The sequence below is a fragment of the Roseburia sp. AM16-25 genome (assembly GCF_003473825.1).
In the GTDB taxonomy this organism is placed as follows: domain Bacteria; phylum Bacillota; class Clostridia; order Lachnospirales; family Lachnospiraceae; genus Pararoseburia; species Pararoseburia lenta.
This window is the reverse complement of record NZ_QUCW01000001.1, coordinates 538886-552537: the sequence shown is the minus strand read 5'-3', so window position 1 is coordinate 552537 and position 13652 is coordinate 538886. Positions and strand designations below refer to the sequence as shown.

General features: G+C 43.5%; 11 protein-coding genes. 10 read left to right on the top strand and 1 reads right to left on the bottom strand.

The features are described 5' to 3' along the window. Positions 1–37: 37 nt before the first annotated feature. The 3 genes from DW183_RS02700 to DW183_RS02690 are packed head-to-tail and all read left to right on the top strand — an operon-like array spanning position 38 to position 3804. Positions 38–1297: a hypothetical protein gene (locus DW183_RS02700; protein WP_118280518.1), complete on the top strand. Its 1260-nt coding sequence runs from the start codon at positions 38–40 to the stop codon at positions 1295–1297. 16 nt (positions 1298–1313) lie between these two features. Then, entirely contained in the window at positions 1314–2561 is a 1248-nt protein-coding gene (locus tag DW183_RS02695; protein ID WP_118280517.1) for a hypothetical protein, read from the top strand. Between the two features lie 10 nt (positions 2562–2571). Further along, the gene (locus DW183_RS02690) at positions 2572–3804 is read left to right on the top strand and encodes a hypothetical protein (protein ID WP_118280516.1); all 1233 of its coding nucleotides are present in this window, start codon (positions 2572–2574) and stop codon (positions 3802–3804) included. A 2-nt stretch (positions 3805–3806) separates the two neighbouring features. Here DW183_RS02690 and DW183_RS02685 read toward each other — a convergent pair whose 3' ends face one another. Further along, entirely contained in the window at positions 3807–4916 is a 1110-nt protein-coding gene (locus DW183_RS02685; protein WP_158573004.1) for a glycosyltransferase family 2 protein, read from the bottom strand. Between the two features lie 147 nt (positions 4917–5063). Between DW183_RS02685 and DW183_RS02680 the strand changes: the two genes are divergently transcribed. The 7 genes from DW183_RS02680 to DW183_RS02650 are packed head-to-tail and all read left to right on the top strand — an operon-like array spanning position 5064 to position 13651. Beyond that, entirely contained in the window at positions 5064–6620 is a 1557-nt protein-coding gene (locus tag DW183_RS02680; RefSeq protein ID WP_118280514.1) for a lipopolysaccharide biosynthesis protein, read from the top strand. 5 nt (positions 6621–6625) lie between these two features. Next, entirely contained in the window at positions 6626–7741 is a 1116-nt protein-coding gene (locus DW183_RS02675) for an acyltransferase (protein WP_118280513.1), read from the top strand. Positions 7742–7768: 27 nt separating this feature from the next. Continuing rightward, positions 7769–8803, top strand: coding sequence for an acyltransferase (locus DW183_RS02670; RefSeq protein ID WP_158573003.1), 1035 nt, complete (start codon positions 7769–7771; stop codon positions 8801–8803). After that, the gene (locus DW183_RS02665) at positions 8804–10060 is read left to right on the top strand and encodes a hypothetical protein (RefSeq protein WP_118280511.1); all 1257 of its coding nucleotides are present in this window, start codon (positions 8804–8806) and stop codon (positions 10058–10060) included. It abuts the gene before it with no gap. A 29-nt stretch (positions 10061–10089) separates the two neighbouring features. Further along, on the top strand, positions 10090–11322 hold the full coding sequence (locus tag DW183_RS02660) for a hypothetical protein (RefSeq protein WP_118280510.1): 1233 nt from the start codon (positions 10090–10092) through the stop codon (positions 11320–11322). A 17-nt stretch (positions 11323–11339) separates the two neighbouring features. Then, complete coding sequence (locus tag DW183_RS02655) at positions 11340–12329, top strand: hypothetical protein (protein WP_118280509.1); 990 nt, start codon at positions 11340–11342, stop codon at positions 12327–12329. Positions 12330–12334: 5 nt separating this feature from the next. After that, the gene (locus DW183_RS02650; protein ID WP_118280508.1) at positions 12335–13651 is read left to right on the top strand and encodes a hypothetical protein; all 1317 of its coding nucleotides are present in this window, start codon (positions 12335–12337) and stop codon (positions 13649–13651) included. Position 13652 lies beyond the last annotated feature (1 nt).

Sequence of the window (13652 nt, the reverse complement as noted above, 5' to 3'; positions counted from 1 at the left end):
AAGATATGAAAAAGTATGCGTGTATGGAGTTTGTAGCATGGGAATAGAAAAAACAATGAGCCAAATGCCAAAAAAGAAGCAGATCAGCCGTTTTATGTGGCTTTTGATCTTGTTGTCATGCGCCATTTTCTTTTTGGACTATGACGAGAGAGTGCTGCCTTACAATTCGACGATTCTGGCATTTTCTTACAAATATGGTTTTATATCGCGAGGTCTTGCGGGAACGATCTATCAGTGGATAGACCATATCCTGCCGGTCAATATGATTGATTATGCTATGGTGCTCCGCTTTACGCTGATCGTGACGCTTGTTTTTTATGTGCTTTTCTTTGCTTTTTGCTATCAGTGCATGAAGCGGTGTCAGGAAGAGTATCTGGGCAGGTTTTTGTATCTGATCCTCTTTTACGCTGTTTTTGTTGTTTCCATGTTTGCCTACAAGCGCAATTTCGGAAGACTGGATCTCTATCTGATGGCGCTGACCGTCATCGGGACCATGTGTCTGATCGCAAAAAAGGCAGAATGGCTGATCGTGCCGCTTTCCATGATCAGTGTTATGTACCATCAGGGCTATGTCTTTATGTTTTACAATATCCTGCTTGCCCTTTTGGTTTATCGGATTTTGTCGGAAAAGGAAAAAAAGGCACGCATTTATTATGGCGTCATTCTTCTGGTCAGCCTGATCGGATGTTCTGCCCTCTTTTTGTGGTTCGAGTTCTTCAGCCATACGGACGGTGCCCGCTATGTGGATGAGATCATCGCTAATGCTAAGGCGATGACAAAGCCTTTTAACGGCATGACCTATCATGATACCCTGATCGACCATGAGATTCTGGGGATCGATCTGTCCGATGTGGAATATCCTTACCGCGTGATGAACTGGATCGAGATCCCGTTTTTTATAGCCATCATCTCTCCTTATATTGTTCTGGCGGTGAAACTATTCCGGCGGATCCTGGCGCGGGCTCAAGGAAAAACAGAACGGCTCAAATACGGCTTTCTTGCCATTGCCGCAGGAACGCTTTTGCCCCTGTTTTTGATGAAATGCGATTATGCGCGCTGGGTATTTGCCCTGATCTCCTATTACTGTATGATCTTTCTGGCACTGGTTGCCATGGGAGACCGGATCGTGGCGGAGGAGTTGACCGGCATTTTTACAGAGATCAAAGAAAAATATCCTTTTGCCATCCTTTTGCTTTTGCTGCCGGCGCTTTTGACACCGTTTTGGGATGTGCATATCAATGGGCTGCTGCGAGGAATCAGCAACCCGATCAATGAGACATTTTTGAATTTATGGTAGATAGACTGAGGTAGAAATGACAGAGCAATTTGATAAAGTTGAGAAAAAAAGATACAGGCAGTTTATCGGAACCATGCTGGCATTTGCGGTATTCTATTATCTGCGTTATTTTAAGCACACCATGACAGAGTACAATACGACGCTCTTTGCCATGTCCTATAAGTATGGCTTCATTTCCCGCGGTATGTTGGGGACGATCTGGGCAGGCTTGGATAAGATCCTGCCACTGGATCTGATGACCTATGAGGCGGTCTACTGGTTCAACTGGGGAATTACCTGGCTCTTTAGCCTTCTGGTAATCGTCTTTTTGGGAAAATGCATTCGAAAAGTCAAAGCTGAACATCGTCATAACATGTATTATATGGCGATCGCCTGTGCCATCTATTTCTTCCCTATGTTCTGGTCGGAAGAAATGTTTGGCAGACTGGATGTATATCTCTATATACTGACCTTTATCTGCCTTTTTGCCCTGCTTGATGAAAAAGCCGAGTGGATCATCATTCCTATTGGCATCCTTTGCATGTGTATTCATCAGGGCTTTGTTTTTACCAATGCGAATCTGATTCTGGTGCCGCTCTTTTATAAGATCATGACGGAAGAAGGAAAAAGGCGGAAAAAATATATCCTTCTTTTTGCAGGATTTTTCCTGACCATTTCTGCCTTGTTTTTATACTTTGAGTTTTTCAGCCATGGCAATGGGGCATCCATCTATAAAGAGGTCGTAGCCGCTGCAAAGGCACTTTCGGAAAACGGAAAAGGCTACAATAAATCCGTGATCCAGCATGAGATCCTGGGAAAAGATGTTTATGACTCAGAGGCGCGTTATCATGCGTTGAACCGGACAGAGTTCCCGGCATTTTTGGTTTTGTATGCGCCATATCTGCCGATCGTGATTCACTTTTTCAAAGGCCTGTTTGGACGGAGCAAGGATGCACGGAGCAAATGGGCGCACGCGGCATTTTTGCTGGGCGCATGTACGATCCTGCCGCAATACCTCCTAAAAGTAGATTTCGGCCGCTATGCCTTTACGACTTTTACCTATTATATCGTTATGGTCATGATCCTGATGGTCATGCAGGATAAGGCTGTCGCAGACCAGTTGGAGACGACCAAGGAAAAGATTAAGGCAACGATTCCGGTGCCTTGGATCGTTCTTTTGTACCCTATGTTTTTGATGCCTTTTTATGATGTGATCATTTCAGGGGCGACATCCAAGTTGCGGACGCTGGTGATGGAAGTGCTTGGTATGCAAGTAGGACAGTAGAGGAAAAGAGATGGAAACAGCAGAGAAAAATAGAAAAATCAAAGAATTTGTCATAGCAGAAGTCCTGTTTGGGGCACTTTTGTTCCTGCGTTATTATGAGGCGTGGGTACACCGAATCAACGGGACCATGATGGCATTTTCCTATAAATACGGCTTTATTTCCAGAGGTCTGATCGGAACCATCTATCAGGGACTGGATAAAATATTGCCGATCAACATGATGACCTATCAGGCATGTGTGGGCTATACGCTTGTTATCACGCTGCTTTTTTATGCAACGGTGCTGGGGCTCTTTGTCCTGTGTTTAAAAAGAGCCAGGGCAGAATATCTGGATGTCATGCGCTATCTGATGCTCTTTTTGACGATCTTTACCGTGCCTATGTTTGCCAGTCATTACAATTTTGGCAGACTGGATATTTATTGCGTATTCTTAAGCCTTCTTGGGGCTATGCTTTTGATCCAAGGTAAGGCAGAGTGGCTTCTGATCCCGATCTCAGCCCTTGGCGTTATGGTGCATCAGGGATATGTCTTTATGTTTTTTAACATCATTTTAGTCCTGCTCATGTATAAGATACTGTCGACAGAGGGCAAAGAACGCAAAAAATACATTACGATCTTTGCTTTGTCCCTGCTGGTGGCATGTATTCTCTTTTTCTGGTTTGAACTTTTTGCTCATGCTAATGGCAATGGTATCTATGAGGAGATTGTGGCAAGTGCCAAGAAATTGTGTAAAAACGGGAAAATCCATCAGGACGTTGTGGATAAAGAGATTTTAGGGATCGATCTAACAGGTCGTGAGGTAAAATACCACCGTATGAATGCGGTGCAGTTTCCGATATTTATTCTTTTGATGCTGCCTTATATCCTGCTTATGGTGCGCTTTTTTAAAGGATTGATCGCACAGGCGGCAGAGAAAAAAAATAAGATAAAATATATCTTTGTTGCCATCGGGGCAGGAACCATCCTGCCAGACCTGCTCTTAAAGGTGGATTTCGGACGCTGGATGTATGCGATCATCGCCTATTATTGCGTTGTGTTGCTGGCACTGTTTGCCATGGGGGATGAGGCGGTCGGCAGGCAGTTTGTCCTAGCGGTGGAGCGCATCAAAAAACATGGATTTGCGGCTCTTGTCATGCTCTTGTATCCGCTGATCTTCCAGCCGCTTTGGGATGTGGCAATCTGCAGCGTCGTTGCCAAACTTGCCGGTTATATCAATACCGGGCTGGGCTTGGGTTGGTGGTAGGCTTAGGGAAGGGTGCGTTCCTTCAGCCAACTGCAAAACTGCGGTGACCGGACCGGATAATATAAGGTACGAGGGGCTATGCGTTTGCATAGCCTTTTATAAGTTGCCATGGTCTCGGTGTATTGCTTCTGATAATGATTGCGATGTCTGGCATCTTTTAAGACATGGATGTCATCAAAGATCACATCAAAATAGAAGTTGTAGGCTCTGATATAGGCTTCCGGAAAATCCTTTTCCAGAAAATCCAGGATCTTGTCGTATGCTTTGTATGCCAGTGGCTGCCGGTCGATGATGTCCGTGTCCTTGTGGGTCAGACTGCCAGGCAAAAACATATAATGATACAGGATATGAGGCATGATAAGGGCAGAGGAAATCCGTGCACCGGCTTCCAGTACCCAGAGTTTGTCCTCGTAGATGGTAAGTGACTCATCATAAAGAGGCAGGGAACCGTCCGCATCCCGCAAGGCAGAGGTACGCCAGATCTTATTCCAAGGATAGCCGCCGCCATAATGGATATTGTCAGAGGCGATTTCGGTCAGAAGTGTTTCACGGTCACAGACAAGAGGCTGATTGCTTTCTTTCGAGCGAGGGAGTGATACACGCTTTTGACCGGAAGCAAGTGTTTCTTCTATTGGCGTTATGTGTCTCATGGCTTCTAAATGTTTGGCAATAGTGGACATAGAATAGTCTTGCGTAATGCAGTGGTCGACCAGAGTGCCATCGGCAAGATGATCCTGCCAGCCGAAGCAGACCAGATCGGAGTCGTGGCTTTGCATGGATTCTATACAGAGCGACCAGGCGTGAGAGTCTAAATAGTCATCAGAATCCATGAAAGTCAAAAATTCTCCTGTTACTTTGCTAAGTCCCAAATTTCGGGCAGAACTTACGCCTCCGTTTTCCTTATGAAATAAGTGGATGCGGTTATCACGAGTAGCAATTTGTTCCAGAACAGCGCAGCAATCTCTGCTAGATCCGTCATCCACCAAAATGATCTCGGTATTTGTATAGTCCTGCTGCAGCAGGCTGTTAATGCAGCGGTTCAGGTGTAAGGTCGGTGTGTTATAGACCGGCACAATGACACTGATTTTTGCGTTTTTTACGTTTGTTTCCATAAAACCCCTCATTTTCCTGCAGAAATCTGCCATATTTCCCATATATACATAGGATAATCATACCCAATGTTGAATTTTACATCAAGATAAAATATAATTTAATAATATGCTAGGTGCATTGTGTCCGGGCATACAAGGATAGGTGAAATGAGAACAAAGAATACTTTTTTAAATGCCCTGGCAAATTCGGGCTCTTATATTGTGAATTTGATACTTTCTTTTGTGGCACGTACGATCTTTATCCGCGTCCTGTCACAGGAGTATTTGGGCGTGCAGGGATTGTTTGGCAATATCCTTTCCGTGCTTTCTCTGGCAGAACTCGGTATCGGAACAGCCATGATCTACCATATGTATGGCCCGATCGCGCGCGAAGATGAAAAAGAGATCACGGAACTGATGAACCTCTACCGCAAACTCTACTCTTATGTAGCAGGCTTTATCATGGTAGCAGGACTTTGCCTGGTTCCTTTCTTAAAATATTTTATTGCGGACGATCCCGGGATCAGCGGGCTGACAGGGATTTATCTGCTCTATCTGTTGAATACGGTCGTGTCCTATTTATGGGGCTATAAGAGAGCGCTGATCGACGGACATCAAAAAGGCTATATCAGTACGCTTTATGTGACAGCCTTTATGACCATCCAGTTCATTGCGCAGATCATTGTTCTTTTGGTATTTGAAAATTTCATCATATATCTTTTGATGCAGATCATATGCAATATCCTGACCAATCTTTCAATCGCCTGGAAATGCGACCGGATGTATCCGTATCTGAAAAAGGATCGCAAGTCTCTGCCATCCAAGGGAACACAGAAGAGCATCTTTAAGAATGTCAGTGCCATGTTCATGCACAAGTTGGGTGATGTCATGGTCAACAATACGGACAGTCTGATCATTTCTGCCTTTGTCGGTCTGGTGACCGTGGGTATTTTTGACAATTACCGTATGCTTCTGGGAAGTGTCAATACAGCCATCAATGGCATTTTGGGTTCCTTTGTCGCAAGTATCGGAAATCTTAGCGTCACGGATGACAAAGAACGCGTTTTTCATATCTATAAGACCTTGAATTTTATCGGCTTCTGGATCCATTCCTATGCGGCAGTGACCTTTCTTGTCATGTTCAATCCGTTTATCGAGGTCTGGGCGGGCAAAGATTATCTTTTCCCGATGAGTGTTGTGTTTTTGATTGTACTGAACTTTTATATGAGCGGTATGCGCAAGGTGACATTGAATTTCCGTGATGCGATGGGACTGTATTGGTACGATCGTTACAAGCCGATCTTTGAAGTGATCGTAAACCTTGTGGTTTCTATTGTTCTGGTCATCAAGTATGGTCTGGTCGGTGTTTTGATCGGTACTTTTGTATCGACGGCTGGTGTCTGCTTCTGGGTGGAGGCACTGGTCACCTACAAGCACGGTTTTGAAAAGAGCGTCAGCCATTACTTCAAGATGTTTTCTATCTATACGGCATCTGCGGTGGCAGTCGGTGGATTTACTTATTTTGTCTGTAGCTTTATTGTCATGGGCGGATTGCTGGAGATCTTCTTAAAACTTGTCGTTTGTACGGCTATGTATAATATCCTGCTGATGCTGCTTTATGGCAGAACGGTAGAGTATAAGGAGTTCATGGAAAAGTTGATCGGTCTGATCGAGGGCAGGATGGGACGCGAACTGACGGGGCTGCGCAAGGTATTGATGCGGTAGAGGTTATGGAAAAAGTTATGCAACAAAAGACGAGTCGAATTGTATATTTGGATGTGTTAAAAGGTGTCAGTATGCTCCTGGTGATCTATTGTCATGGCGTTTTGCTGCCCTATCATTCTGTGGTAGGAAATTTGATGATGACCTTAGCCTGGGGAGCCGTTCCCTGTTTCGTTATGGCATCGGGGGCAGTACTGCATCAGAGCCGACATTTTACATGGCAAAAACACGGGAAACGCCTTGGATCTATGTATATGACTTTGGTCTGCTGGCGTTTGCTGTATTTGGTGGTTTATAGGATTGCAGGAAAGATCACCGGGATTTCCCTTTGGACATGCATCAAGTATCTGTTCTTTTTACAGGATTACGAGGGCGTGGATACAGGTCTTATGTGGTATATGATCGCCTATTTGGGGCTTATGATCGTATATCCTATTACCTATTTCCTGTTTACCGGCGGTACACTGGGAAGGCAGATTACATTCTTTATCATGATCCTATCCGGTCTGACAGGTATCCTTTTTCCATCTGTGAATTGGCTGGTTGGACAGATCATACATGGAAGGGAACTGCCATTGCAGGCATGGAATAGCATATTGACTTTTGGCAACAATAATAATTTGCTGTTTTATTTCCTGTTGGGAGCATTTTTACTGGAATATCAGCAAGGCGTTGATCGAAAAGAATGTGGGCGGATCTATAGATGGCGATTGCCTTTATCGGGGATATGTCTGGTAATCGGACTTATGGGGCTTATGTTTATCAAATACCGTGAGACCGGCTTACTGATATGGGGAGACACTTATCTGAGTTTTGGCTATGTCAGATTATCTACCGCCCTGATTGCAATAGGGCTGTATGGGGTATGTGAGAGCCTATTTTCCGACCGCGAGAACTTGGCAAGCAAAATCATAGGAGAATACATAGGACAAAATACACTGGGAATTTATTATCTGCATTACATATTACTGGCGGTATTTTCATGGACAACTTGTTTTTCATGGTTGCAATTCCATTATTTTATAGGGATGAATTTGATAAAAACGTTCGCAGTAGCGTTTGTATGTTACGTTGTGGTTGGTCTGGTGAGCAGGGTACCGCTGATTCGGAAAATGGCTTCATAAATGTGGCTAATATGGATGAAAGATAAAATGAAACAGAGAAGAGTTATATTTATTGATTATATTCGTGCTTTGGCAATCCTGATGGTTATCATGTGCCATGTGATTGATGTCAACTGCATGTTCTGGCTGGGATATCAGGACATGTCCGGGGCAAGACAGATCATCCTATATACTTTGCTGATCTTTGGCAGATGCGGCGTGCCGCTCTTTCTTATGATTACAGGTTATCTGCTGCTAGATCGAGACTATAGCGATGGAAAATGGAAAAGTTTTTATTTACATAAATGGTTATATTTGTTGCTGGTAACAGAAATATGGTTTGCCATTTACGAAGTATTTGCTGTTTGCGTGCAAGGGAAACCTTTTGTATGGAAAGATTTTGTTCTTAGATTATTATTTATAGAGGAACCAGTTTTGTCACATGCCTGGTATCTGCCGGTTATATTGGGGTTATATTTGCTCTTGCCTGTTTTTGCACTGGTTTGGAAAGAACTTTCCAATCGGGGATGCCTCATTACCGTCCTTTTGCTATGGGTACTTGTATTGTTGCTGCAGAATTTTGCCCAAGAAAGTATGGCGCAACATATAACCTATGCCGTGTATATGCTGATTGGCGGAGCATACAAGAGGTGGCATACAGCGTTGGTAGAACACAAAAAAGATGCTTACACCATATACAGTCTGGCAGGCATTTTCGCTTTGGCTGGATGTGAGGGCTATTTATGGCTCCAGCACAGAAGGGGAGAAAACGTGAGTCTTTGGTATGACCACGCGGGGATTGTTTTGCTCAGTCTGGCACTGTTTGGTTTTGCGATGTTTCTTGTGCAAAAGAATTGTTCCTTCGTGGAGCGTCTGTCACAGGATTCTTTTGGCATTTACCTCATACATAATATGATCGCACTCATGATGATGCCGTGGTTTAGTCAGTGGAACAGCAATCTATATTTGAAAATGATCCTTACCTATCTGTTGGTTTGGGGAATTGCCTGGGGGCTGGTCCGTCTGATCGGGAAAATACCATACGTCGGAGACTGGATTCTTTATAAGAGGAGATTGAAATAGATGAAGATAAAAGATAATAAATTTACATGGGCAATGATCCTCTTTACCTTTGTACTATTCTGGAATAATTTTGCGGGAACGACAAGCAATATCAATACGACTATGCTTGCTTTTCATTATGGGTATGGCTTTATTTCCCGTGGGCTACTGGGGACGATTTATGGTGTTTTAAACCGGATCCTGCCTTGGGATTTATATACTTTCGGCTGGGCAATGCTCTTTTTTGAAGGATGTTTTCTGGTCTTTGTTGTATTACTTTTCCTCTTTTGTATGAAGTGTCTGAGAATGAGCGACGAAAAGGTAAAACAGAGTGCCCGGTATTTTATCATCTTATATTTTATTGCAGCGATCCCTATGTTTTCCAGTGAGTATAATCTGGGAAGATTGGACATGTATTGTCTCATGTGCAGTATGCTGTCTGTGCTTCTTATGATCTATGGAAAGGCAGAATGGCTGGCGGTGCCGCTCTCTGCCATTGGCGTGATGTTCCATCAGGGACATGTTTTCATGTATATGGGAATGGTGCTGGCGATGCAATTATATAAAGCACTGGATGCGGTCAAGGGACAGGAAGACTTGAGGATTATCTTTTCAAATAAGACCAGCCGGAAATATCTGGGCATGTTTTTGGCGACCATGCTTACGGTGTCTGCTTTATTTATCTGGTTTGAGGGTTTTTCACATATTGATGGAGAAAAATTCGCGGATCACTTGATCGATACGGCATGCAGTATGGGACCGGATGCTGATTATCATATTGAAGTTGTGGAACATGAGATTTTAGGGGTGGATTTATCGGCTAAGGAATGGGAATATCGCAAACAAAATCTTGTGGAATTTCCATTATACTGCCTGTTTATGCTGCCTTATATTTTGATCGCGCTAGGCTTTGCGCGGGAACTGCTTGGCTTGGCAAAAACAAAGATTGACAAGGTAAAGTATATCATTGTGCTTGCCGGTGTCCTGACGATTTTACCGGATATGATACTAAAAGTAGATTATGGTCGCTGGATCTTTTCCATCATCAGTTATTATGCCGTCGTATTATTGGCACTGCTTGCAATGCGCGATACGGCAGTGACAGAGGTGAGCCGGCAGACAGTAGACAGGCTAAGAAGCAAATATCCATATGCGGTCTTATTGTTGATATACCCGCTTTTGTTCCAGCCGCTCATGCATATTAGCATCTGTCCGCTGACAGAGAGGATCGTTAATATCCTGAATATGCATCTGCATATATGGATTCCGTGGCAATAAAAATAGGAAACGCAGGAGAAAAGAGGAAAATGAAAGAGAAACTTGTAAAGGCAAATTACAATATCAGACAGTTTATCATGATGCTGGCTTTTGTGGATTTGGCAACCTTTGTTACAAATTACAGAGGCTGGGTCAGATCCTATAATACGACCATGCTTGCGCTGTCCTATGAATATGGATTTACATCAAGATCCCTGCTTGGAACCATCTACCATATTCTGGATGCGGTGATACCGGTAGATATGATGCAATATCAGAATGCCTTGGTATTTGCCAATGTGGTAACGGTCCTGTTTATCGTATTCCTTTTATTTTTTTCCTATCATGTTTTAAAGAAGAGTGATATGGAAAATGGCATGGTGACAAAGGCAGAGCAATACATCTTGCTGACCTTTCATATTGCCATGGTAGCAACCTTTACCTATGCATACAATTTCTTGCGTGTAGATTTTTGCATGGTATGGATGATGTTATTGGGCTTTATGGCATTGATGAATGAAAAGACAGAATGGTTGTCCCTGCCATTTGCGGCATTGGGTATCATGTTCCATCAGGGCTTCGTCCTCATGTATTTTAATGTGATCCTGGTGATCCAGTTTTATTATATGATGACACGAAAGAATAAGAAAAATACCATTTTGTTTTTCCTGACCTTTCTGATAGGATCCGGTATGTTTTTGTGGTTTGAGTTGTTCAGCCGCACCAATGGCAATGACATTTTTGAGACTGTTTTGCGGGATGCGACCAATGTATCTTATCAGGGAATCTATCATACGACTCTCTTGTATCATGAGGTCTTAGGCATTGATGTTTCCGGTGCGGAGACGGATTTTGTATATATGAACCATGTGCAATTAGTCCTTTATCTGCTGATACTTTTGCCGGCGATCGTTGTTCTGGCAAGGGCTTTCGTAAGGATCATCAAGAAAGCGGACGACCTGTTTGCCAAGTTAAAATATCTTGCGGTAGCGGTCGGTTCCCTGACTATTTTACCGGATATGCTCTTGAAGGTAGATTATGGTCGCTGGATTCTGGCAGTGGTTACTTACTATCTGCTTATTATTCTGGCAATGTTGATCTTGCGGGATCCACTGGTTACGGAAGAAACAAAAGTTGTCGTAGATAGAGTAAAAAAACATCCTGCATGGTTGGTATATTTTACTCTGGTAGTATTGACTGTCCCTTATATGGATGTGGATATCGACATGTTAGTCAAGGGCTTACAGCGATTTATGCAAAGTAAGGGCATATTGTTCTACTAGAGGATGAGGTGATTTGGATGAAAGATAAGTTACAAAAAAAAGATATGACCTTTCTGCTTGCTTTGGCAGGTTTTGGTTTTCTGTGTGTCTTGCGTTATTACAATGAAAATATGATGCAGCACCTGTGGGCACTATCCATTCTGGGGAACCGACGTATCATACAGGGGATGACGGCAGTATTTTTCCTTATTTTGATCGGAGTGGCTGGGCAGGCACTGCGTAAGGTCAATAAAGAAAATAGAAGCGGGATCTATTATATGGCAACGCTGCTTGCCGTATGCCTGATGCCGATGTTTATCTGTGACAGTTATATGGGATCACCGGATCTGTACGCGTGGGTCATCATACTCTTATGCATTGTGGCACTTTTGGACGGAAGATGTGATGGTATTGTTCTGCCGGGCATCCTGCTTGCCGCATATATCTGTCCGATGATCGTATTTTCCGGTGGAGCATTATTGTTCGCGGCAGTATTGGCAAAGGGCATGTGGGAAGATAACAAGAGAAATATGGTGCAGGCGGCAGGGATGGTCGTTATGGCTTTCGTGGCATTTGTTCTGGCAAAGGAAACTTATGGATTTGCAGCAGATGTGCAGGGGCGTATTTCAGGGAAACGCTTCCTGGTCATTGTTCTTTTGTTTCTGCCATATACTTATGCCATCTTTCAATTTTTTGCCTCTCTGATAAAAGAACAGACAGATGGACGGCACAGACTTGCTTATCTTTTGTGTGGTCTTGGCTCCGTGCCGGGCTTTTTGCTGTGGGCTTATCTGGGTGATTATTGCCGGGCGGTCATATATGCTTTTGTATATTACCTGTTACTGCTGTTGATCCTGTATTGTCAGGATCTGGCATTTCAGACATCATGGAATACATTTCGACTGTGGATCAAAGAAAAAGTGGTTTTAGAGCCGGTTGTTGTGATCTATCCATTGATCATTCTGACATTCTGGATGGTATCCAATGACTTCATCGATGCAGAGTCGATCATAGAATTTACGAGGTAAAGAAATTGAAAGAGTGGATCAAAGATTATGTCAAATCAATAGGGCTTGTGATAGGGTGTGCCATCGCAGCAATACTCTTGCTGACGCTTGCGTATATGATACCGCGCGATCTTTTTGTAAAACATATAGAGGAGTCAGAAAATCTTTTATATGCCCTGTGCGATGACAATAATATCAACGCGAATATAGACGGGTATGTATATGATACCAAGACCAATATCATTACCTTAGAAGAGGTGATCGCGCCGAGAGAACACACGGCTTTCCAGGATGCCTTGCTGGCACCGAGTTCCAATTATATCCGGGATTTCTTTGGAGACTGGGTCAATACTCTGCAAAATGATGCACATGCGAAAGCCTATAGTGAGGATAATAAATTGACCTATCCGCGTTATTGGCACGGTTTTGTACTGTTCTTGAAACCCATGTTTGTTTTCTTTAACCTGAATGAGATTTATCAGATCAATACCTTGATCTTATGTGGCTTGTGTTTTGCCACTCTGCTTTTGATCTATAAAAAAGAAAAAGCATACGTTGGGCCGTTTCTTGTCCTGCTTGCACTTTTTAATCCGCCTTATATTGCGAGGTCATTTCAACTTTCGAGTGTCTTCTATGCGATGATCCTTACATGTATAATGGTACTTTGCTGGGATGACAAGGAAAAAAGGGAACATCTTTTCCTGTATGCCTTTGTGATCGATGGTATTATTCTGGCATTTTTGGATTTCCTTACTTATCCGCCGGTGGCATTCGTGGTTCCTCTTTGTTTTGTGCTGGTATTCTCAGAACAAGACCTGTTACATAATCTGCTTGCGAGTATCCGTTATGGTATAGCCTTTTTATTAGGCTACGCCGGAATGTGGGTAAGCAAGTGGATCCTGGCATCTTTGTTTACGGATGAGAACGTGATCGCCGAGGGCATTGAAAGTGTCCTGCACCGAACAGGAAAAGGCGCGATGTCGGATGTGGATAGCGCTTTTAACGTGGAGATCAGTCCGGCAGCCGCCATGCGTGAAAATTTACATGCCTTTGGCACAAGACCGGTCAGGATCATGGTTTTCCTGCTCCTATGTGCTGCGGTTGTTCTGGTCATTTATATGATCCGGCATAAGGCTGGTTTTACGAAGCGAGCAGCGGGAATGTTTGTGATCTTTGCATTACTGACAATCATTCCGATTGTGTGGATCGTGGCATTGAATAACCATTGCTCCCTGCATCCACATCTGGAATGGAGAGAATGGCTGGTGGCAGTTTTTGCACCATTAATGTGGCTGGCATGGTTCTGGACAGATAGAAGAAAGAAAGCAGTGGAGTGCAGATAAG